We start from the raw sequence: 22,028 nt of genomic DNA, 5'->3' as shown, positions 1-22,028 counted from the left end.
ATCGGGGTGGTCGGGCGTCGAGCGACCTAACCTAGAACCCATGGCCAGATCCCACCTCACTCTAGCCGCGCTGGCCACTTCGGCCGTCGAGGGCCTCGACGTCCGCACCGCGCGCCCGTTCACCCACTCGACGCACGGCGACTTCGACTCCGCCCTCCTGACCACACGCGACGGCGCCCGGCTGGTCGTGCGGGTCCCCACCTCCGCTCTGGCCGAGCAGGAGCAGCTCGGCGACCTCGTCGCCCTGCGCGCGCTCACCGCCGGCATCCGCAGCCGGCTGCCTTTCGATCTGCAGGCGAGCGTCGGCCAGACCACGTTCGACGGCACTCGCGCCGTCGTCTACGAGTACCTCGACGGCGACCGCGTCCTGATCGACGACGTCGCCCCCTCGAGCGGGCTCGCCGACTCCGTGGGCCGGGCGATCGGAGCGATCCACTCGCTGCCGGCCTCGTTCGTTCAGGAGGCGGGACTGCCCGTCTCGTCCGCCCGAGACAGCGTGAACGAGACGGTCGCCGTCATCGAGCGCGCGGCCGACACCGGCCACGTGCCCGCCGCTCTGGTCGCCCGTTGGGAGTCCGCCTCGTCGGACGACTCCCTGTGGCAGTTCGATCCGACGGTCGTGAACGGCTCGATGACCTCCGACTCCTTCCTCCGCTCCGGCGAGGTCGTCACAGGCGTGCTCGGCTGGGCCGCGCTGCGGGTGGGCGATCCCGCGCGCGATCTGCACTGGCTCCTCAGCGCGCCCGGCTCGGGCACGGCCCTGTCGGCGTACGCCCGGATGCGGGCCGGCGCCGTCGACCGCGCGGTCCGTCAGCGCGCTCAGCTCTACGCCGAGCTCGAGCTCGCGCGCTGGCTGCTGCACGGCACCGAGACCGGCGACGCCACGATCGTCGACGACGCGGTCGGCATGCTCGACACGCTCGTCGACAGCGTGCTCGGCGACCTGTCGGCTCCGCTCTCGACCGACACCGGCCCGGTGCTCGAGGTGTCGGAGGTGGAGGAGCTGCTGAACCGCACGCCGGGCGCCCGCACCGACTCCTCCGCTCACGGCCGCGGGCTGGCCCCCGTGGCCGAGGAGAGCGACTCCGCGAGCTCCCGCTCCGAGTAGAACCGCTCGGGGCGCAGCACGAGGTCGTCGGCGACGAAGTAGAACACGGCGTCGACGCTCTCGAGCGGGACGCCGCGCCACCGCGCGAAGGCCAGGCGGTAGAGCGCCAGCTGGAACTGCTTGAGCTCGAGATCGGCGGCGTCCTTCGGGGCGCGTCCGGTCTTCCAGTCGACGATCTGGTGGCCGTCCGCCGTCGGGTACACCGCGTCGAGCTTGCAGACGACGACGTGACCCGCGAGCTGCAGGTGGATCTCGATCTCGACGGCCTCCGGTCGCCGGTCGGCCCACTCCGAGCGCTCGAAGGTCTCGATGAGCGCGGCGAGCTGCTCGTGCTCGATGCTCGTGCCGCCGGTGCCGTCGAGCTCGTCGGGGAAGGTGTCGACCGCCTCCGCGCCGCCCTGGACCCCGAAGCGGTTCTCGACCCAGGAGTGGAAGGTCGTGCCGAGGCGCGTCTGCCGGTAGGGCCGCTCGGGCATGGGCCGGCGCAGCTGCGCGGTGACCTCGGCGGGGGTGCTCACGATGTCCTTGAAGCGCGACGCGGGGATGCGGGTGGGGAGGGCGACGCGCTCGCCGCCGCTCAGGCGCACCGCCCGCTCGGCGAGGAGGAGGCGGATGTCGTTCCCGCGCGCGCCGACGAGAGCGGGCTCGGCGAGGCGGACGCGCTCGGCGGCGGCGCGGACGCGGTCGCCGCGGGCTCCGAGCGGGTCGTGGGGCCAGCGGAAGGTGCGCGGCGCCTGCTCGAGCGGGTTCTCGAGGTTCTGCGGCTCGGGCGGGAGCTCGGGGATCGTGTCGGCGTCCGCGAGGTCGCGGAGGAACACCCCGGGACCGCGGGGCTTCGACTGGCCGGCCCACCACGACCCGCTGAGCAGCAGGCGGTGCCGTGCGCGGGTGACGGCGACGTAGGCGAGGCGGCGCTCCTCCGACTCGTTGCGCTCGCGCAGGGTGTCGCCGAACGCGGTCATCGCGTCGACCACCTCCTTCTGCGTCGCGCAGCCGCGCCAGGCGAGATCGGGCAGCTCGGCGGCGTCGCCCCGGAAGGCGTAGGGCATCGCTCCGAGCCGCACCCAGCCGCGGAAGCCCTCGATCGGCGTACCCGGGAGCTCGCCGTCGACGAGTCGGGGCACCGCAACGAGATCCCACTCGAGGCCCTTCGACCCGTGGATCGTGAGCAGCTGCACGGTGCCGGGCTCCGGATCCTCGGGGCGCGGGGCCAGGCCGTCGCGCTTGTCGGCGAGGACCAGCCAGCGGAGGAAGCCGCGCAGCGAGGATCCGGTGCCGGCGCCGCGGTCGTCGGTCTGCAGGTAGCCCGCCGCCGCCTCGCGGAACGCCTCGAGGTTGGCGCGGCCGTCGCCGCGGGTCTCGTTCGCCTCGACCTCGATGTCGAGACCGAGCTCCTGCTCGACCAGGGTCACGAAGTCGAGCAGGTCGAGCCCGGCGCGGGCGCGGAGGCGGGCGAAGAGGCTCCCCGCGTCGTGCAGGCGCCGGAGCCCCTCCTCGCTGAAGGCGCTCAGGGCGGAGTGGTCGAGCCGGCCGTCCTCTCCCGGGCGCCGCGCGGCGATGAAGTCGAGCGCCTCGACGATCGAGCCGCCCTCGCCCTCGGTGACGGAGGCGCGCATCCGCTCGCGGACCTCCTCGGGCAGCAGGCGGTGCGCGTGGTCGCGGGAGGCGAGCCAGGAGGCGAGGTCGCGCAGCGCCTTCAGGTCGCGGACGCCGAGGCGCCAGCGGGCCCCGGCGAGCAGGCGCACGAGCTCGCTGCCGGCCGCCGGATCGTCGACGACCGTCAGCGCGGCGACGAGGTCGGCGATCTCGGGCTGCCGCAGCAGGCCGCCGATGCCGAGGATGTGGTAGCGGACGCCGTGCCGCGAGAGTGCCGCGGCGAAGCGGTCCATGTGGGCGCGCACCCGGAACAGCGCCGCCGCCGACGGTGGCTCGGGAGTCTCGGCCAGGCGTCCGGCGAACCACCGCGCGACGTCGTCGGCCTCCTCGTCGATCGTCTCGGGGAACGTCAGCTCGACCGGGTGACCGCTCGCGCCGGGGCCCGCGGCCAGCCGGTCGACGGGCACCGCGCTCCCGGCGGCGAGGGGCGCGACGATCGCGTTCGCGGCGGCGAGCACTCCGTGGCCGTTCCGCCAGCTGGTCGAGAGGGAGAAGCGGTGCGCCGAGCCGAAGTCGGCGGCGAAGCGCCCGAGGCCCTCCGCGCTGGCCCCCCGCCAGCCGTAGATCGACTGGTGCGGATCGCCGACGGCCATCACACTCTGCTCGGCGAACAGCCGGGCGAGCAGGCGGGTCTGCAGCACGGAGGTGTCCTGGTACTCGTCGAGGAGCACGACGCGGTAGCGGGCGCGGTGCTCGTCGATGATCCGGGGGACGCGCTCGGTGATGCGCAGGGCGAGGGCGACCTGGTCCGAGAACTCGACGAAGCCCCGGTCGGCCTTCGCCTCCTGGAAGCGCTCGGCGAGTGCCGTCAGCACGGGCAGCGCCCCGACCGCTTGCAGGGCGCGCTCGAGCTCGCGGTACATCCCGCTGCCGCTCGAGCCGCGGGGCAGCTCTCCGAGCCGGAGGAAGTCCTCGGCGAAGGCGGCGACCTCGCCGGGGTCGGCGAGGTTGTCGGCGAGGTCGTGGGCGAGCGAGACCACGAGATCGGTCAGCCGGTCGAGGCTCGCCTCGACCTCGAGGATCCGCGGGTCGACCGTGTCGGCGACGACGCCGCGGGCGAGGTGCCAGGCCGACGCCTCGGACAGGACCGTCGCGTCGCCCTCGCGGCCGATCAGCGCGGCGTTGTCTCGGAAGATCGTGTTGGCGAAGGCGTTGTAGGTCGAGACCGTCGCCGCCTCGAACGGATCGGGCGCGGTCTGCCCTGGGGCGAGCGGCAATAGGCCCGCCGCGCCGAGCTGGTCGATGCGACGGCCGATCCGCGCGCCGAGCTCGGCGGCGGCCTTGCGGGTGAAGGTCAGCCCGAGGACGTCGGACGGCGCCGCCAGCCCGTTGGCCAGCAGCCACAGCACGCGGTTCGCCATCGTCTCGGTCTTGCCGCTGCCCGCTCCGGCGACCACGAGGGCCGGCGCGAGCGGCGCCTCGATGACGGCGCGCTGCTCGGCGGTGGGCGGGCGCAGGTCGAGGCGCTCGGCGATGGTCAGGGCGTCGATCACGGCTGCTCCTCCTCGTCGTCGTGGGGCTCGTCGTCGTGGGGCTCGTCGTCGTCCCGGTCGACGCGGAGGAGCCCGTCTCCCGACACCTCCGGCACCGCGTGGATCCGGTAGCGCAGCGCATCGCCGGGTGAGAAGGGCACGGCGTCGAGCAGGCCCGAGAACTCGGCCGCCGCCATGCCGACCGCCGCCGCCATCACGCGCTCGCGCAGGCGGGCGAGCTCCTCCTCGCCGAAGCGCGGCTGCTCGACCTCGCGGTAGGTCTTCCCGCGGACCCCCTTGGCGACGAAGAGCAGCTTGGCACCGCCCTCGGCCGCCGAGCCCGCCGCCTCGATCGCTCCGCTCGCGACCGCGAGCTGGTAGCTGCCGAGCTGGGCGTGATCGGCGATGTCGGCCTGCCGGGGCGTGCTGCGCCCGGTCTTGAGGTCGACGATCGTCACCGCGCCGTCGCGATCGCGCTCGACCCGGTCGATCGAGCCGCGCACCCGCGCCGGCGGCACCTCGATCTCGAACTGCTGCTCGCGGCCGAGCACCTCGCCACCGGCGCGCTCGAAGTCGGCGAGGTAGTCGGCGAGCCCCTCGACCAGTCGCCGGGTGAGGCGCTTCTGCCGCTCCCCCAGCCACGGCGACTCGAACACGAGCTCGGGCCAGCGCGCCTCGAGGGCCGACCACAGCGCCTCGGTGTCGGGCTCCTCGGCGTTCTCGAGCACCCAGTGCACGAGCGTGCCGACGCCCATCGCGGTGCTCGTCGTCGAGCCGGAGACGGCATCGACGAACCAGTCGAGCGGCGACTTCTCGAAGGCCTCGAGGCGGCTGGGCGACACCGAGACGGGACGCTCGGGATCGTCGAGGTCGAACAGCGGCTCGCTCGTCGAGGGCTCGAGCACGCCGTACCAGGAGGAGGGGTCGGCCCCCGCGACCTCAGCGAGCGCGAGGGCGCGCAGCCCGCGGATCGCCGAGGGCGCCTCGGCGGAGTTCGGGGTGGTCGCCGTCCGGCGGAGCCCCGCGACGGCCCCCCGCAGCGTCAGCGGCACGGCGGACGCGGCATCCAGGCGCGGCGCGTCGGGAGGGGTGAGCCGGAAGAAGAGGGACGGAGTCTCGTCCTCGCCCGCGACCGCGCTCAGCACGAGCTGGCGCCGGGCGCGGGAGGCGGCGAGGACGAACATCCGCAGCTCGTCGTCGAGCGTCGCCTTGCGGGCGTCGAGCGGCAGGGCGCCCTCGCCCCGCGAGGCGCGGACGAGGCCGTCGGGGTCGAGGAGCGAGCCGCGCTGCCGGAGGTTCGGCCACACGCCGTCCTGGAGCCGCGCGATCACGATCACGTCGAACTCGAGGCCGACGACCGAGGAGGGCGTGCCGATGAGCACGGCGTCCTCGAGCGAGCGGGGGGCGAGCGAGTCCTCCGGCACCTCTGCCTCGAGGATCTCGGTGACGAATCCGGCCGCGGAGTCGCCCGCCGCGCGCTCGACGAAGCGGCGCGCGGCGCTGAACAGAGCGACGACCCCGTCGAGGTTGCGGTTCGCCTCGGCAGCGGTGAGCCCCGTGCCGAGCGAGAGCTCGCGCCAGGACGACGCGACTCGGCTCGACTCCCAGGCCGACCACAGCAGCTCCTCGATCGATCCGCCCTCGTCGTGGAGGCGGCGCACCCTGTCGATCGAGACGGCCAGGCGCTCGGCCTGCCGGGCGGGCGCGGAGTCGATGGTGGCGAAGCGACCGGGGGCCGACAGCGCCTCGACGAGGAGCGGATCGCTCGCGCGGATCCCGTCGCCCGCGAGCTCCTCGGCACGCAGTGCGAGCCGGAGGCGCCGCAGCCCGAGGCGGTCGACGCCGCCGAAGGGCCCGAGCAGCAGCTCCGCGGCGAGCTCGGCGTCGAGCGGACGCTCGCCGATCGCCACGCCGACGAGCACGAGCAGCGAGCGTGCAGCGTGGTCGTCGCGGAGCGCCCGGCCGGCCAGCACCGAGCGGGTCGGCACCTCGGCGACCGCGAGCGCCTTCACGAGCGGCTGCACCGCCGCTCCGGAGCGGACGACGACGGCCATCCGCCGCCACGGCACCGCGTCTCGCAGCCGCCGCTCGCGCAGGAGCCGCGCGATCGTGGCCGCCTCGCGCGCGGGCGTCGGCGCGTGCAGGACGAGGACCGGCTGCGGGGCGCCGTCGGGATCGGGTTCGGCCACCGCTGCCCGCTGCCGCCCGGCGGCGGCGGTGCCGATCCGCTCGGTCGCCGCGGTCACGAGGGAGCGCAGCGCCGCCGAGTGGCGGTGCACGCGGTCGAGGACGAGCGTCTCGGCGTCGCGCACGCCGAGGGTGCTCGCGAAGCGGCCGAGCGTGTCGGAGGCGGCGCCGCGGTAGGCGCTCGTGGCCACGTCGGGGTCGCCGAACGCGATCACCGTCACCCCTCGCTCGGCGAGCGCCCGGAGCAGGACGACCGTCGACTCGCTCGCCTCCTGCATGTCGTCGACCACCACGAGACGGAGCGCGCTGATCCGCTCGCCCCCGCCGCCGTCGCGGATCGCCTCGGCCGCGAACGCCGCGAACTCGGCCGCGTCGAGGCGGGTGCCGGCCTCGGGCGCCATCCAGTCGACGACGTCGCGGAGCTCGTCGAGGACCGCCGCCGCCGCAGTCCACTCGCCGCGGTCGGCGTCCACCGCCAACCGGCGGACGGCGGCCGAGTCGAGACCGTGCTCGGTCGCCCGCATGCCGAACTCGCGCAGCTCGGTGCGGAAGGTGCGGAGGCGCAGCACCTCGGGACTGAACTCGTCGGGCCATCGCGGGCCCGTCCCGTCGACGAGGTGCCCCTCGAGCAGCTCGGAGAGCAGGGCGTCCTGCTCTCCGCCCGTCAGGAGCGTCGGCCGCTCGACCCCCCGCTCCTTCGCGGAGGCGGTCACCGCCTCGAACGCCAGCGACGTCGCCGTCCGCGCCAGGGGGCCCCTGGTCGGCACGTCGAGGCGCAGCGCCAGGACATCCCGGAGCGCCGTGGCCGCCGTCCGGCTGGCGGCCAGCACCACGACAGCCTCGGGCGCGTACCCGCGCTCGAGCACCCTCTCGGCCACGAGCTCGACGATCGTCGTCGTCTTGCCGGACCCCGGCGCCCCGAGGACCGCGGCGCTGCGCCCCTCCGGCAGCTCGAGCACCGCACGCTGCGACGCGTCGAGCGGCCCCGGCGCGGTGCCCGCGAGGGGCGGCGCGGAGGGGGCGATCGGAGATCCGGGAGCAGTCACGCGACCACGCTAACGAACACCTCCGACACCGGCGCCGAGCCCGCGGGGCGGCTGATCCGCTCCGCGCCCGACTCGTCCCGCGGCCGCCTGCGCGACACCGATCCGCTCAGCGCGAAACCCGCGTCGGCGCCCTCGCGCGGTGCCGTATCGTGACAGCACGTCCCCTCCCGAAAGGCACTGCTGGTGGAAATCCGTATCGGAATCGTCAACACCCCGCGCGAGCTCAACTTCGAGTCCTCGATGTCCGTGACCGAGGTCGAGAAGACGGTGACCACCGCCCTCGAGGCCGGCACCAAGGTCCTCCGCCTGCGCGACGAGAAGGGCAAGATCTACATCATCCCGACCGAGACCATCGCCTTCGTCGAGGTCGGCTCCGAGGAGTCCCGCCGCGTCGGCTTCGTCGCCTAGCCCCGCGCACCGCGGCGAGCCATGGAACTCCTCTTCGTCACCCTGGGCGGCGTCCTCCTCGGACTCGCCGCGCGCTACGCGCTCCCCCACCGCCACCTGCACGGCTCCGTCGTGGTCCCGGCGGTCGGCGGGATCGTCGCGGCGGTCGTCTGGGTCGCGCTGACCTGGGCGGGGCTCGCATGGGACGGCGGGCTCATCTGGGTGATCACCCTGGTGGCGGCCGCCCTCGCCGTCGTGCTCGTCGATGTGCGCCTCGGGCGAGCCCGCGAGCGCCACGACGAAGCCGCGCTCGAGGCGATGCTCGCGGGCAGAGTCGCGCCCTAGGGCGGAGCCTCCGCAGAAGAGGGACAGGCCGTCGAGATCCTCGACGGCCCGTCCCTCTTCTGCGTCAGGCGGTCAGGCCGAGCGCATCCATCCGTCGCGTGTGCGAGGCGATGAGCTCGGTGAACACCGGCTCGATGCGCGACTCGTCCGAGTCGTGGTTGCCCGATCCCATCAGGGCCGAGCGCGCCACCAGCAGGGTGTCGCCCACGAGGCGCCGCCCCCACACGGCCAGCCGCGAACCGAGCCGGTCGTCTGCGGCGATCTCACGGCGGAGGATCGCGATCAGCCCGTCGATGCCGGTCTCGGCTCCGAGGGTCTGGGCGATCCTCGGGCCCACGTCGTTCGGCAGACCGCCGGTGAGGCGGATGAAGAAGTCGTCCAGCAGCCCCGCGGTGATGTACGCCGACAGCAGCGTCTCGTGCAGGTCGGCGCCGCGCGTCAGGCGCTCGAACGTGTCGATGGCGGGACGGAACGGGGCCATCGCCTCCCCCGGCTCGACCTCGCGGCGGCGCAGCTCGGCGACCACGGCGTGGTGCTTCGCGAGCGCGGTGCCGGCGGCGGCCGAGATGGCCTCCTTGTCGGCGAGGTCCTCCGTCGAGGCGACGGCGCGGGCCAGAGCCTCGAAGATGGCGAGCTGGAGGTACGCCACCTGCCCGAGGTAGGGCACGACCTCGGGGGTCAGATCGGCGAGGTCGACGCGGTCGCGCCGGGTCGAGGACTCCCCGCGCGGAGTGAGGCGAGGGAGGTCGCCGGCGGGACGTCGACGTCGGAACCAGGCTGCCATCCGATCAGTGTAGAGCGCGTCGGCGACGCCTTCCGGGCCCCCGGAGGCGGGTGCCGGTAGACTCGCCGGGACGTCACCGGCGCTGGATCGGTGACCTAAGCGCCCGGAGTCGTACAGGGCGTGGACCGTACAAGACGTAAGGCGCTTCGCTCCGTGACATTCTCCGATCTGAACATCGACGACGACATCGTCGCCGCCCTCGCCTCGAAGGGCATCCTCGAGCCGTTCCCCATCCAGGAGCAGACGATCCCCCTGGCCCTGCAGAAGCAGGACATCATCGGGCAGGCCAAGACCGGCACCGGCAAGACGTTCGGATTCGGCCTGCCGCTGATCCAGGCGCTCGGCACCGACCCCGAGCCCGGCGTCAAGGCGCTCATCGTCGTCCCCACGCGCGAGCTCGCCGTCCAGGTGACCGAGGACATCGAGCTCGCCGCCTCGAACCGGCCGACCAAGATCGTCTCGATCTACGGCGGCAAGGCGTACGAGGGCCAGATCGAGCAGCTCAAGGCCGGCGCCCAGATCGTCGTCGGCACGCCGGGGCGCCTCCTCGACCTCGCCGGTCAGCGCCTGCTGTCGCTCGCGAGCGTCCAGGTGATGGTGCTCGACGAGGCCGACAAGATGCTCGACCTCGGCTTCCTCAGCGACATCGAGAAGCTGTTCGCGCAGACCCCCGCCACCCGCCACACCATGCTGTTCTCGGCGACGATGCCGGGCGCGATCGTGGCTCTGGCCCGCCGCTTCATGAACCGGCCGATCCACATCCGCGCGACCGACCCCGACGAGGGCATCACGCAGGCCAACATCAAGCACATCGTCTACCGGGCGCACTCGCTCGACAAGGACGAGGTCATCGCGCGCATCCTGCAGTCGGAGGGTCGCGGCAGGACCGTCATCTTCACCCGCACCAAGCGCGCGGCCGCCCGCATCGTCGAGGAGCTGAACGACCGGGGCTTCAACGCCGCGGCCGTGCACGGCGACCTCAACCAGGAGCAGCGCGAGAGGGCGATGGCGGCGTTCAAGGCCGGCAAGAAGGACATCCTCATCGCGACCGACGTCGCGGCGCGCGGCATCGACGTGAACGACGTCACCCACGTGATCAACCACACGATCCCCGACGACGACCAGACCTACCTGCACCGCGTCGGGCGCACCGGCCGCGCGGGCAAGACCGGCATCGCCGTGACTTTCGTCGACTGGGAGGACCTGCACAAGTGGGCCCTCATCAACCGCGCCCTCGAGTTCGGCCAGCCCGACCCGGTCGAGACCTACTCGTCGTCGCCGCACCTCTACACCGACCTCGACATCCCCGTCGGGACGAAGGGCCGCCTGAAGCCCACCCCGATCCCCGCCGAGGCCAAGGCCGACGCCCGCCCCGAGCGCTCGACGCGCCAGCGCGAGTCGCGCGAGCCCCGTCGCCGCAGCGCCGACGTCGCGGCCCCGCAGACCGGCCCGGCGCCCTCGAGCGAGAGCAAGGAGCACCACGACGGCAACAGCGCCCCGCGCCGTCGCACCCGCTCCCGCAACCGCGCTCCGCGACCCGACTCTCCCCAGGTCTGACCGGCACCCCTCAGGTCCGACTCACCGAACCGCCCCGCGAGAACTCGTGGGGCGGTTCGTCGTCAGCGGCCGGCCGCGGCGCGGATCGCGTCGACCGTCGCGCGGTCGGTCGTGTTCTCGCCGAGCCGGTTCGGCTTGCCCGTGCCGTGGTAGTCGCTCGATCCCGTCGTGACCAGCGAGTAGCGCTCGGCCAGCTCGCGCAGCCTCCGCTTCCCGTCGGGAGTGTTCTCGCGGTGCTCGACCTCGAGCCCGAAGAGCCCGGCCTCGACCAGCTCCGGGAGCATCCGCTCGACGGCGATCCCGCGTGCGCTCGCCGCGGGGTGCGCGATCACCGGCACCCCGCCCGCGGCGCGCACGAGGCGGACGGCGTCGACCGGGTCGGGTGCGTAGTGCGGCTGGAAGTAGCCGCCGCGCCAGTCGAGGATCCCCGCGAACGCGGCGGAGCGGTCGGTGGCGAGTCCGCGCGCGACCAGGGCGTCGGCGATGTGCGGACGGCCGATCGTCGCGCCGGGGCTGGTCTGCGCGAGGACGTCGTCCCAGGTCAGGTCGTAGTCGGCGCCGATGGCGGTGACGATGGCCTCGGCTCGGTGGACGCGCTCGGAGCGGATCCGGGTCGTCTCGGCGAGCAGATCCGGGTCGTCCGGATCGACGAGGTAGGCCAGCACGTGCACGCTCGCCCAGCCGGCCCGCGACGAGAGCTCCATCCCGGGGACGAGCTCGATCCCGGCCTCCTCGGCCGCGGCGATCGCGGCGGGCCAGCCGGCGGTCGAGTCGTGATCGGTCAGCGCCACTCCGGCGAGCCCGGCCGACGCCGCCGCCCGCACGAGGACCTCGGGCGGCTCCGTGCCGTCGGAGACGAGGGAGTGGGTGTGGAGGTCGAACCGGCCTCCCGCGACATGCATGCGGACCATCGTAGACGCGGGTCGGCGGGCCCCTCGGGCCTGGATGCCCTAACCTGAGCCGGGATGGGGACGAGACTGGTGAAGTTCGCGGTGGCAGCCGCGGTGGCGATCGTGCTGATCGTGGTGGCCGCCCCCGGCTTCTTCGGGATCGTCCGGGAGGCGCCCTTCGCGCAGCTCGTGTCGTTCCGGCTGGCCACGGCCCTCGGCGCCGTCGGAGTGGTCGTCGTCCTCGTCGTGATCGCCGTTCTCGTGCGGCCCGTCCGCCGCCTCGCGCTCGCCCTCGGGGCGCTCGGGCTCGCCTTCGCACTGGTCCTCTCGGGTCTCCAGGCCTTCCGCGGCGGCGACTCCACGCCTCCGCGCGCCCACCGCCTCGCCGATCTGCGCGTGCTCAGCTGGAACGTGCTCGACGCGGTACCGGTCGAGACGATCGCCGCCGTCGCGACCGAGAGCGCCGTCGACGCGCTGGCACTGGTCGAGGTCTCGCAGGAGTCGGCGCAGGGGGTCGTCGACGCCCTCGGCGCGGCGGGTCTGCCGATGACCCTGCACTACGCCGCCGGCGACGAGGGGGTCGCGGGGACCGCGCTCCTGCTCGCCGCCTCCCTCGGCAACTACACGGTCGATGCCGAGAGCGCGCCCACCGGGACCCTCGCCTCCCTCGTCGCCCGCCCCGACACCCCCGATCGGCCGGTCATCGCCGCGGTGCACGCGGCGCCGCCGATCCCCGCGCTGATGGACGACTGGAGCAGCGACCTCAGCCGCATCGCCGCCCTCTGCAGCACCGAGGACGACGTCGTCGTGCTCGGCGACCTCAACTCGACACTCGACCACTGGAGCGGGATCCCCGGTACCTCCGATCTGGGCGCCTGCTCCGACTCCGGAGCGCTCGCGAACTCGGCGGCCGTCGGCACCTGGCCGACGTCGCTGCCGGCGCTGCTCGGGGCGCCGATCGATCACGTCCTCTACTCGGGCCGCTGGGACGTATCGGGCTACTCCGTCCTCGACGATCACGACGAGGACGGAAGCGATCACCGTCCGGTCCTCGTCCAGCTCTCGGTGCGCGGGATGGTCAAGGACTCGTCCTAGGGCCTGGTCGTTCGCGGAGGAGGACAATGGACTCCATGACCGACACGGACCAGACGACCGAAGCCCGCTCGACTCCCGACCCCGCCGCCGCACCCACGCCGCGTGCGACGACGAACCGGTCGACGACTCCGGCCTCCGACCGCTTCCGCGACTTCATCGCCTCGGGCTGGGCCGAGCGCGCCGAGCCGCTCCCCGAGCCGCGCGAGCAGGCCGCGTTCGCCGCGCGACGCCGGGAGCGCCTCTCGGCCCTGCACACCGGCGAGCGCATCGTCGTCCCCGCCGGCCGGCTGAAGCAGCGCGCGAACGACACCGACTACCCCTTCCGCGCGCACTCCGCATTCACCTGGCTCACCGGCTGGGGCGCCGACTCCGAGCCGGGCGCCGTGCTCGTGCTCGAGCCGGGCGAGGGCGGTCACACCGCGACGCTCTACTTCCGCGAGCGCGCCGGCCGCGACTCCGACGAGTTCTACGCCAACTCCGAGATCGGCGAGTTCTGGATCGGCCCGCGCCCCTCGCTGGCGCAGGTGTCGAGCGACCTGGGCCTCGAGGCCCGCGGCATCGACGAGCTCGATGCCGTTCTGGACGCCCGCGACGACGTCCCCGTCGCCCTCCTGAGCGAGGCCGACCCGCTGGTGACCGCCCGCCTGCAGCGCGACGGCGGTTCCGAGCGCGACGACGCCCTCGAGCGCGACCTCTCCGAGCTGCGCCTGGTCAAGGACGCCTACGAGATCGCCGAGCTCCGCGCCGCCGTCGCCGCGACCGCCCGCGGCTTCGAGGACGTGCTCTCCGACCTGCCGCGGATCGTCGCGCACGAGCGGGGCGAGCGCCTGATCGAGGGCGTCTTCAACGGCCGCGCCCGCGCCGACGGCAACACGGTCGGCTACGACACGATCGCGGCCGCGGGAGCGCACGCCTGCATCCTGCACTGGACCCGGAACGACGGACCCGTGCGCCCCGGCGACCTGGTCCTGCTCGACGCCGGTGTCGAGCAGGAGAGCTACTACACCGCCGACATCACGCGCACGTTCCCCGTCGACGGGCGATACACCGAGGCGCAGCGCCGGGTGCACGAGACGGTGCGCGAGGCGGCCGACGCGGCCTTCGCGATCGTCCGGCCGGGCATCCGCTTCCGCGAGGTGCACGCCGCCGCGATGGCCGTGATCGCCCGCCGCACCGCCGAGTGGGGCCTGCTCCCCGTCAGCGCCGAGGAGGCTCTCGAGGCCGACAACCAGCAGCACCGCCGCTACATGGTGCACGGCACCAGCCACCACCTCGGGCTCGACGTGCACGACTGCGCGAAGGCCCGGCGCGAGATGTACCTCGACGGCGTCGTCGAGGAGGGCATGGTCTTCACGATCGAACCGGGCCTCTACTTCCAGCCCGATGACCTCACCGTTCCCGAGGAGCTGCGCGGCATCGGCGTGCGGATCGAGGACGACGTGCTGGTGACGGCCGACGGCGCCGAGAACCTCTCGGTCGGCATCCCCCGCTCGGCCGACGACATCGAGGAGTGGATGGCGCGACTCGCGCGCTGACCGCGTCAGGCGGCGAGGGCTCGGCGGACGAACGAGCCCTCGGCCGCGGCGAGCGCGAGGCCCTCGAGCAGGGTCGCGAGCTGGCCGCTCGGCGCGGCGGGATCCTCCGGGTGCCACTGCACCGCCAGCACCGGCGCCGAGCGGTGCTCGATGGCCTCGACGACCCCGTCGTCGGCGACCGCCGCCACCTGCAGCCCGGGGGCCAGCACATCGACCGCCTGGTGGTGCGCGCTCTGCACGGCGAGCTCGTCGGCACCGAAGAGGTCGCCGAGCGAGGTCATGGGAGCGAGGGCGACCGCATGGCGGTGCATCCGCTCGTGCGCGGGGGCCGCGGCGTTCACGTGCGCGGCGTCGGGTCCGAGGTCGGGGACGAGGGTGCCGCCGAGGGCGACGTTGACGATCTGGAGTCCGCGGCAGATCCCGAGCAGCGGGGTGCGGCGGGCGATCGCGCGGTGCACGAGAGCGATCTGCGCGGCGTCGGCCCGCTCGGCGTGCGGTCCCTCGCCCGGGTAGCCGCGCGCCACTCCGTAGCGCTCGGGCGCGATGTCCTCGCCGCCGGCCAGCACGATCGCGTCCGCACCGGCGGTCTGCTCGAGCAGCGCCGCCGAGCCGAGGTCCTCGGCGGCGAAGCGCCGCGCCTCCCAGCCGAGCTCGCGGGCGACGGCGAGGAGGCGGCCGTTCAGGACCTGCACGTAGGCGTGGTACTCGTCGCGACCGGGTCGCGCACGGGTGACCTCCACGATGGCGAGCGTTCCTGGCATGCGTCCCATCCTGGGGCGCCCGTGCGGCGCGGTCGACCCGCGGCGACACGGTCTGTAACACGGGGCCCGTACGATCGCGGAGTGACCCCGCCGCTCCCGACCGTGCCGGAGCGGCTGCAGCGCCTCCGGTCCGACGTCTCCGTCCTCGCGACCACCTCCTCCGAGCGCCAGGTGCGGCCGCTGCGCGAGGCACTCGACGCGGTCGCCGACGGCGCGTCCTCCGCCCTGCTCGACGCCGTCGAGGGGCTGACCGCTCTGCTCGCCACGGCGGAGGCGCAGCTCAGCGGTCTCGAGCGCTCGGTCAGGGACGACCTCGACCGGGCGGCGACGCTCTCCGATGTGCGCACCGCGGCGCAGCTCGGATCGGCCGCCGACGTCGCGACGGCGTGCGCCGCCGCCAGCGCGCTGCTGCTCGACGCCGACGAGGCCCGAGCAGCCGGCTCACTGCACGACCCGGCCGCCGTCCTCGCCCTGCTGATCGAGGCGGACGCCGTGCTGGACACCGTCGTCGCCGGCTACCGCGAGCCGCGGACGCGAGCCGAGCGGCAGCTCCTGCTCTTCGAGGCCGCGCGGACCGCCGCCCGCCTCGGGGCCGACGCGGCGTCGCTCCTCGGCCTCGTGCACGGCGATCGCGTCACCGCAGCACCCCGGATCCTCGCGGAGGAGACGACCGACCGGCTCGCGAAGGCGGCGCGACTCGCCGCCACCGACCCCGCCGCCGCCCTCGAGCTGGCGCGCGGCGCCGTCGACCGGGGGCGCTCGGCGCTCGACGAGGCTCTCGTCGATCTCGACGCCCCGCGCTGAGCGCGGCCGGCCGGACGGGGGCCCGGCGCACGCCTCGACCCGGCGATCGTGCGTGCCATAGTGAATCCCATGGCGTCCTTCCTCGTTGTCCCGCAGTGGCAGGGCTCCGCGTCGACGCGGGCCATGCGCCTGGTCGACGGAGCCGAGGCGATCCGCGGCGATCTGCCCTCCTCCGCGACGATCGTCGTCGACGTGCCGCCCGAGGCGGGCGACGCCCAGGACACGGGCGTCCACCGCTACGCCTCGGTCGCGACCACCGCCGAGCGGATGCGCGAGGCGCTCCTCGGCCGCACCGGCCCGATCGTCACCATCGGGGGCGACTGCGGCGTCTCCTTCGCGGCCCTCGGCCACGCCGTCCGCACCTCGGCACAGCCGGTCGCGGTGGTCTGGTTCGACGCGCACCCCGACGCGAACACCCCCGCGACCTCACCGAGCGGCGCCTTCTCGGGCATGGTCCTCTCGGCCGCGCTCGGGCACGGCGTCGGCCTGCTCAGCGCCGCCGCCGACGAGCAGGTCCCGGCCGAGCGCGTCGTGCTGGCCGGTGTCCGCTCGAGCGACCCCGGCGAGCTCGAGGGCCTGCTCGGGAGCGGCGTCCGGCACCTCCCCGTCGACGCGCTCGATCCGGAGTCGCTCGTCGCCGCCGTCGAGGCGGCCGGCGCCGGCGCGGTGTACGTGCACATCGACCTCGACGTCCTCGACCCGGCCGACCTCGCGGGTCTCTTCGACCCGGTGCCCTTCGGCGTCCCCGCCACGCGCCTGATCGCCTGCCTCGAGGCGCTGCGCGCGCGATTCCCGCTCGCGGGCGGGGCCGTCACCTCCTTCGCGCCAGCCTCTCCCGCGGCGGCCGTCGACGACCTGTCCACGATCCTCCGGATCGTCGGCGCGCTGACCCGCGGGGTCTGAACGGCCTACCGGGCCCGAGCGATCCGCGGGGCCTGAGGGACCCCCGTCAATCCCCGTCGGCAGCCGCCCCAGTGTCGGTGGCACCCGGCAAGATGGAGGGACGCGACCCGAGAGGCGGAACGATGACCGCGATCCCCCCGCGCGAGCGCGTGCGCACCGAGCGCCGCGGTCACGCCCTCGAGATCGTGCTCGACCGCCCCGAGAAGCGCAACGCCGCCGACTTCGCGATGCTGAGCGCCCTCGCCGCCGCCTACGGAGAGCTCGACCGCGAGCCGGAGCTCCGGGTCGGCGTGGTGCTCGCCGAGGGCGAGCACTTCACCGCCGGCCTCGACCTCGCCGACATCGGACCCCGCCTGGGCTCGGGCGGCCTCGACTTCGTTCCCGAGGGCGGCCTCGACCCGTGGGGGCTGCGCACCCGTCCGGTCTCCAAGCCGGTCGTCATCGGCCTGCAGGGCACCTGCCTCACTCTCGGCATCGAGCTCGCGCTCGCGAGCGACGTGGTCGTGGCCGAGGAGTCGACCCGCTTCGGCCAGGTCGAGGTGTCCCGCGGCATCCTGCCCTTCGGCGGCGCCACCCTGCGCTTCCCGCGCGCCGCCGGCTGGGGCGACGCCCTCCGCTGGATCCTCACGGGCGACACCTTCGACGCCGCGGAGGCCCGCCGCATCGGGCTCGTGCAGGAGGTCGTCCCCGACGGGACGGTCGGCGAGGCCGCTCACACCCTCGCCGAGCGGATCGCCGCCCAGGCACCGCTCGCCGTGCAGGCGGCCCTCGCGAACGCCCGTCTCGCCGTCTCCGACGGCGACGCGCAGGCCGCCGCCGCGCTGCCGGCCGAGCTGGCCCGCCTCGCGGCGTCCGACGACGCCCGTATCGGCATGGAGGCCTTCCTGGCCCGCACGACCGCGGAGTTCACCGGCCGATGAGCGACGAGACCCTGATCAGCGCACCCGCGGGCACCGGCGGCCACTCCGCTCTCGAGGCGCAGCGCGAGCGTGCGGCGCAGCAGCTCGAGATCCGCCTGCGCTACGGCGACCAGGTCTGGGAGCTGCGCGAGGTCGACCACTTCGCCGTCTTCTCCCGCCGGAGCCGGGCACGCAGGGCCGCGCGCACGCTCGTCGCCTCCGGGTACGAGATCGCGATCTCGCGGCTGAGGCTCCGGCACGTCCTGGTGGCGAGCCACCACGCCGCCGTCGACCAGGAGGCGACCACGGCCTTCCTCCGCCAGGTCGTCGACGCGGTCGAGCGCGAGGGCGGGCGCTACGACGGCTGGCGGGCCGAGATCGTCCCCGCGCACTGATGCGCGAGCGGCAGACATCCAGCGGGGCGCCCGACGCGCCCGCGACGAAGCGGGAGAGATCATGAGCACCGACGGAACCACCACCACCACCGACGACTTCGACCTGATCGTCATCGGAGCGGGCCCGGTCGGCGAGAACATCGCCGACCGCGCCGTCCAGGGCGGCCTCACCGCCGCGATCGTCGAGAGCGAGCTCGTCGGCGGCGAGTGCTCGTACTGGGCCTGCATGCCCTCGAAGGCGCTGCTGCGCGCGCCGATGGCGCTCCGCGCCGCTCGAGACCTGCCGGGAGCCGCGCAGGCCGTGACCGGCGGAGTCGACGTGGCGGCCGTGCTCGCGCACCGCGACTCCGTCACGAGCGGCTGGGACGACCACGGTCAGGTGCAGTGGCTCGAGGGAGCGGGCATCACGCTCGTCCGAGGACACGGGCGCCTGAGCGGCGAGCGCGAGGTCAGCGTGACCGCACCCGACGGGTCGGTCCGGGTGCTGCGCGCCCGCTCGGCGGTCGCCGTCGCGACCGGCACCACCGCGGTCGTCCCCGACGTGCCGGGCCTGCGCGACGCCGCCCCGTGGACGAGCCGCGAGGCGACCAGCGCCGAGTCGGTGCCCGCACGCCTCGTCGTCGTCGGCGGCGGAGTCGTCGCCTGCGAGATGGCCACGGCCTACGCGGGCCTCGGCTCCTCCGTGACCCTGCTGGCCCGCAGCGGGCTGCTCGCCGCGTTCGAGCCGTTCGCGGGCGAGCTCGTCGGCGACGCCCTCCGCGCGCTCGGGGTCGACGTGCGGATCGGCGCCTCCCCCGCGTCGGTCGAGCGCCGCGACGACGGCACCGTCGCCGTGACCCTCGACGGCGGCGACGTCGTCGAGGCCGACGAGATCCTCGCCGCCACCGGGCGCGCTCCGCACACCCGCGACGTGGGGCTCGAGACCGTCGGGCTCGAGCCCGGCTCCTCGCTGAGCGTCGACGACACGATGCTCGTCCTCGGCGCCGACGGCACGCCCGTGGGCGGAGGATCGCCCTGGCTCTACGGAGTCGGCGACGTCAACCACCGCGCTCTGCTCACCCACCAGGGCAAGTACCAGGCCCGTGCGGCCGGTGACGTCATCGTCGCGCGGAGCACCGGTGCCGCCGTGCACGACGCACCGTGGGGCGCGCACGTCGCGACCGCCGACCACGAGGCCGTGCCGCAGGTCGTCTTCACCGACCCCGAGGTCGCCTCCGTCGGCCTCACCGCGGCCGCCGCCGAGAAGGCCGGCTACCGCACCCGCGTCGTCGACTACGAGATCGGCTCAGTCGCCGGCGCCTCGCTCACCGCCGTCGGCTACACGGGCACCGCCCGGATGGTCGTCGACGAGGAGCGCTCCGTCGTCCTCGGGGTGACGTTCGTCGGCAAGGAGGTGGGCGAGCTCGTGCACTCGGCCACGATCGCGGTCGTCGGCGAGGTCCCGCTGTCGCGACTCTGGCATGCGGTGCCCTCCTACCCGACGATCAGCGAGGTCTGGCTCCGGCTGCTCGAGACCTACGGACGCGACAGCGCGTGAGCCTCCTGCAGTCGGCCTCGCTGAGACGCGCGGTCGCCGAGGTCGCCCTCGACCCCGCGATCACCCGACCCGGCTACCTCTTCGCCTGCGCCGTCGGGCTCACCTGGGGCGCACTCTGGAGCACCGGCCGCATCGAGCGCCGCAACGGACTGGTGGTCTTCACGGGCATGCCCTCGTGGTCCTTCGGCCGCGGCGGCTCCTGCGTGGGCACGAGCTACTACACCGACACGAACGCGTCGGACCGCGTCCTCGAGCACGAGGCCGTTCACAAGCAGCAGTGGCAGCGATGGGGCATGTGGTTCCCGTTCGCCTACCTCCTGGCGGGTCGCGATCCGCTGCGCAATCGATTCGAGATCGAAGCCGGTCTCGAGAAGGGCGGATACCTCCGTGGTCGCTGACATGAAGGGGCGCGTCGTCGTGCTCACCGGAGCGAGCTCCGGCATCGGCAAGGTCGCTGCGGCGGAGCTCGCCTCGGCGGGCGCCGCCGTCGCCGTGGTCGGCCGGAACGCCGAGCGCACCCGCGCGGTCGCCGCCTCGGTCGGGGGCGAGCCGTTCCTCGCCGACTTCGACCGGCTCGACGACGTGCGCTCGCTCGCCGACGCGCTGCTCGCCCGCTACGACGGCATCGACGTGCTCGCCAACAACGCCGGCGGGCTCGTCTCCGATCGCGGCGAGACGGCCGACGGCCACGAGCGCACCATCCAGAGCAACCACCTCGCTCCGTTCCTGCTGACGCGGCTGCTGCTCCCCCGCCTGATCGAGACCGGTCGCGAGCGGCCCGGGGCGCGCGTCGTCTCGACGGCGAGCCTCGCCAACCGCTTCGGCCACCTCTCCCTGCAGGATCTCGATCGCCGGAAGGGTCCGTGACTCGGCGGCTGGCGCGCCTACGGCACGTCGAAGCTCGCGACGATCCTGTTCATCCGCGAGCTCGCCGAGCGGCTGCTCCCCACGGCCGTGGACGCCTACTCGTTCCACCCCGGCTTCGTCGCCACCGGGTTCGGCTCGGACTCGCGCTTGATGAACGTGATGTCGTCCCTCACCCACGGCTCCTACGGCATCACGGCAGAGGCCGGTGCCGTGCCGCTCATCACCCTCGTCTCGGAACCCGACGTCGGGGCCGCGAGCGGCACCTACTTCGACGGCCTCAAGCCCGGAGGCGCCCTCGCCGCCCAGGCCCGCGACCGCCAGCTCGGCCGCGACCTCTGGACCCTCTCGTCGCGCCTGGTGGGCGTCCCGCCCACCCTCTGACCACCGGCGGCCGGCACTCCGGCCGAGTCGGCGCCGGTCACCCGCCCATGCTGGTCGAGCAGCCCTGCAGGGGCGCATCGAGACCCACCAGCGTCAACAGGTCGGGCCTCTGCCCTGACCTTCTGACGGACGTGGATCTCGATACGCCCGCTCCGCGGGCTACTCGATCAGCGGGCTCACGGTGCCGCCACCCTGCATGCGGGTCGAGCCCACAGCGCCGCAGGGGCGCACTGCATGCTGGTCGAGCAGCCCCGCAGGGGCGCACTGCATGCTGGTCGAGCAGCCCCGCAGGGGCGCACTGCATGCTGGTCGAGCAGCCCTGCAGGGGCGTATCGAGACCGACCAGCGTCAACAGGTCAGGGTTCAGCCCTGGCCTTGTGACGGACGCGGATCTCGATGAGCCCGGGCTACTCGATCAGCGGGATTGCTGCGCCGTCCTGATCTAGTTCGCTTCGGAGCGGCCGGTGCGCCAGTACCCCATGAACGCCACGCGCTTGCGGTCGAGGCCGAGCTCGGTGACGAGGCAGCGGCGGATGAGCTTGACGGCGCCCGCCTCGCCCGCGATCCACGCGTAGAGGCCGGGGTCCGTGCTCTCCTCGGGCACCTCCCACAGGATCTCGCTGTCGACGTCGACGTCGGACACCTCGACTCCGCGATGGTGCGCCGTCAGGAAGCGGGTCGCCCAGGCGCGAACGGAGGTGCCCAGGAGGGCGCCGGGAGCCGTGCCGGGCGCCCGGACCAGCCAGGTGACGCTCACTCCCGCGGGGTGACGCAGCACGAGCCGGTCCTCCGCGGTGGGCACCTCGAGGAACGCCGCCCCGGACGCGTCGTCGGCGAGGCTCTCGAGGATGGCGCTGATGGCCGGAACCGCGGTCTCGTCGCCGGCGAGGAGCAGCGTGGTCGCTGCTCCCGGGTGCCACTCGACGCCTCCGCCGGCGATCTCGGAGCGGGAGTCGGGGGCGACGATGACCACGCGGGCGCCGGGCGCCGCCGACTCGACCCACGCCGAGGCGGGACCGGTGTCGCCGTGCGCGACGAAGTCGACGTCGACCTCGGCGAGCTCGGGCCGGGTCGCCCGGATCGTGTAGGTGCGGAGCGGGTTGCGCTGCTCGTCGGGCAGCTCGCGCCAGCGGAGGTACCAGTCGGGCGCGAGGCCGTCGGGGCCGCCGGCGTCGGCCACCGAGCCCATGAAGTCGTCCGCGCTCGAGGTCGCCGTCGGCACCACGAGCTTGATCCGCTGGTCGGGGCCGGTGCAGCCCACGGCGGCGAGCTCGTCGCCGGTCAGGGTGACGCGGATGAAGTGGGGGGCGATCCGGGTCGCGCGGGCGACGGTCGCGAGGAACGGCCGGTAGGCCGGGCGGGCGGGGGCGTCGGTCGTCGGAGGCATCGATCCAGTATCGCACGGAAGGTTAGGCTCAC

19 protein-coding genes and 1 pseudogene are annotated in these 22,028 nt (G+C 74.2%); 14 read left to right on the top strand and 6 right to left on the bottom strand.

The features are described from left to right. Positions 1-40: 40 nt before the first annotated feature. Positions 41-1,108, top strand: coding sequence for a phosphotransferase (locus GRS96_RS08715; RefSeq protein WP_159988269.1), 1,068 nt, complete (start codon positions 41-43; stop codon positions 1,106-1,108). Here the strand turns inward: GRS96_RS08715 and GRS96_RS08710 are convergent. Beyond that, positions 1,045-4,257: an ATP-dependent DNA helicase gene (locus GRS96_RS08710; protein WP_159988268.1), complete on the bottom strand. Its 3,213-nt coding sequence runs from the start codon at positions 4,255-4,257 to the stop codon at positions 1,045-1,047. The two genes, GRS96_RS08715 and GRS96_RS08710, sit on opposite strands and share 64 nt — an antisense overlap. Beyond that, the gene (locus tag GRS96_RS08705) at positions 4,254-7,469 is read right to left on the bottom strand and encodes an ATP-dependent DNA helicase (RefSeq protein WP_159988267.1); all 3,216 of its coding nucleotides are present in this window, start codon (positions 7,467-7,469) and stop codon (positions 4,254-4,256) included. Before GRS96_RS08705 ends, GRS96_RS08710 begins: the two co-directional genes overlap by 4 nt. A 183-nt stretch (positions 7,470-7,652) precedes the next feature. Here GRS96_RS08705 and GRS96_RS08700 point away from each other — a divergent pair, with 183 nt between their 5' ends. Both GRS96_RS08700 and GRS96_RS08695 read left to right on the top strand, forming a co-directional pair. After that, complete coding sequence (locus GRS96_RS08700) at positions 7,653-7,877, top strand: DUF3107 domain-containing protein (RefSeq protein ID WP_056042082.1); 225 nt, start codon at positions 7,653-7,655, stop codon at positions 7,875-7,877. 21 nt (positions 7,878-7,898) lie between these two features. Then, on the top strand, positions 7,899-8,201 hold the full coding sequence (locus tag GRS96_RS08695) for a hypothetical protein (protein WP_159857351.1): 303 nt from the start codon (positions 7,899-7,901) through the stop codon (positions 8,199-8,201). A 64-nt stretch (positions 8,202-8,265) separates the two neighbouring features. On the opposite strand, the gene GRS96_RS08690 is transcribed toward GRS96_RS08695, so the two are convergent. Continuing rightward, positions 8,266-8,985, bottom strand: coding sequence for a ferritin-like fold-containing protein (locus GRS96_RS08690; protein WP_159857353.1), 720 nt, complete (start codon positions 8,983-8,985; stop codon positions 8,266-8,268). Between the two features lie 153 nt (positions 8,986-9,138). On the opposite strand from GRS96_RS08690, the gene GRS96_RS08685 reads away from it, so the two are divergent. Continuing rightward, positions 9,139-10,542: a DEAD/DEAH box helicase gene (locus GRS96_RS08685; protein ID WP_159988266.1), complete on the top strand. Its 1,404-nt coding sequence runs from the start codon at positions 9,139-9,141 to the stop codon at positions 10,540-10,542. A 62-nt stretch (positions 10,543-10,604) separates the two neighbouring features. Here the strand turns inward: GRS96_RS08685 and GRS96_RS08680 are convergent, their stop codons facing one another. Continuing rightward, complete coding sequence (locus tag GRS96_RS08680; RefSeq protein WP_159857357.1) at positions 10,605-11,444, bottom strand: PHP domain-containing protein; 840 nt, start codon at positions 11,442-11,444, stop codon at positions 10,605-10,607. Between the two features lie 63 nt (positions 11,445-11,507). Here GRS96_RS08680 and GRS96_RS08675 point away from each other — a divergent pair, with 63 nt between their 5' ends. Together GRS96_RS08675 and GRS96_RS08670 are read left to right on the top strand one after the other, a co-directional pair. Continuing rightward, on the top strand, positions 11,508-12,527 hold the full coding sequence (locus tag GRS96_RS08675; RefSeq protein ID WP_159988265.1) for an endonuclease/exonuclease/phosphatase family protein: 1,020 nt from the start codon (positions 11,508-11,510) through the stop codon (positions 12,525-12,527). Positions 12,528-12,553: 26 nt separating this feature from the next. Further along, positions 12,554-14,062 carry an aminopeptidase P family protein gene (locus GRS96_RS08670; RefSeq protein WP_159988264.1) on the top strand — a complete coding sequence of 503 codons (1,509 nt, stop codon included), beginning with the start codon at positions 12,554-12,556 and terminating at the stop codon, positions 14,060-14,062. A 5-nt stretch (positions 14,063-14,067) separates the two neighbouring features. On the opposite strand, the gene GRS96_RS08665 is transcribed toward GRS96_RS08670, so the two are convergent. Next, on the bottom strand, positions 14,068-14,823 hold the full coding sequence (locus tag GRS96_RS08665) for a gamma-glutamyl-gamma-aminobutyrate hydrolase family protein (RefSeq protein ID WP_235022035.1): 756 nt from the start codon (positions 14,821-14,823) through the stop codon (positions 14,068-14,070). A gap of 81 nt (positions 14,824-14,904) precedes the next feature. Here GRS96_RS08665 and GRS96_RS08660 point away from each other — a divergent pair, with 81 nt between their 5' ends. From GRS96_RS08660 to GRS96_RS20630, 8 genes and pseudogenes are all read left to right on the top strand, one after another. Further along, a complete protein-coding gene (locus tag GRS96_RS08660; protein WP_159988263.1) occupies positions 14,905-15,627 on the top strand; it encodes a hypothetical protein in 723 nt (240 codons plus the stop codon). 33 nt (positions 15,628-15,660) lie between these two features. Beyond that, positions 15,661-16,530: pseudogene (locus tag GRS96_RS08655) on the top strand (arginase family protein); the annotation flags it as partial. 122 nt (positions 16,531-16,652) lie between these two features. Next, complete coding sequence (locus GRS96_RS08650) at positions 16,653-17,450, top strand: crotonase/enoyl-CoA hydratase family protein (protein WP_159857367.1); 798 nt, start codon at positions 16,653-16,655, stop codon at positions 17,448-17,450. Next, on the top strand, positions 17,447-17,824 hold the full coding sequence (locus tag GRS96_RS08645; protein WP_159988262.1) for a ribonuclease E inhibitor RraB: 378 nt from the start codon (positions 17,447-17,449) through the stop codon (positions 17,822-17,824). Before GRS96_RS08650 ends, GRS96_RS08645 begins: the two co-directional genes overlap by 4 nt. 61 nt (positions 17,825-17,885) lie before the next feature. Further along, entirely contained in the window at positions 17,886-19,361 is a 1,476-nt protein-coding gene (locus tag GRS96_RS08640; protein WP_159988261.1) for a dihydrolipoyl dehydrogenase family protein, read from the top strand. Positions 19,362-19,366: 5 nt separating this feature from the next. Then, positions 19,367-19,759: a Fe-S oxidoreductase gene (locus GRS96_RS08635; RefSeq protein ID WP_235022045.1), complete on the top strand. Its 393-nt coding sequence runs from the start codon at positions 19,367-19,369 to the stop codon at positions 19,757-19,759. Continuing rightward, entirely contained in the window at positions 19,749-20,228 is a 480-nt protein-coding gene (locus GRS96_RS20635; protein WP_236553594.1) for an SDR family NAD(P)-dependent oxidoreductase, read from the top strand. The genes GRS96_RS08635 and GRS96_RS20635 overlap by 11 nt, the downstream gene beginning before the upstream one ends. Before the next feature lie 87 nt (positions 20,229-20,315). Beyond that, positions 20,316-20,609, top strand: coding sequence for a hypothetical protein (locus tag GRS96_RS20630; protein WP_236553593.1), 294 nt, complete (start codon positions 20,316-20,318; stop codon positions 20,607-20,609). A gap of 442 nt (positions 20,610-21,051) precedes the next feature. On the opposite strand, the gene GRS96_RS08625 is transcribed toward GRS96_RS20630, so the two are convergent. Then, positions 21,052-21,996, bottom strand: a complete 945-nt coding sequence (locus GRS96_RS08625; protein ID WP_159857373.1) for a siderophore-interacting protein — start codon at positions 21,994-21,996, stop codon at positions 21,052-21,054. Positions 21,997-22,028: the final 32 nt, after the last annotated feature.

Origin of the sequence: Rathayibacter sp. VKM Ac-2803 (assembly GCF_009807175.1) — a bacterium.
Classification (GTDB): Bacteria; Actinomycetota; Actinomycetes; order Actinomycetales; family Microbacteriaceae; genus Rathayibacter.
This window is presented reverse-complemented; position numbering and strand designations above follow the sequence as displayed.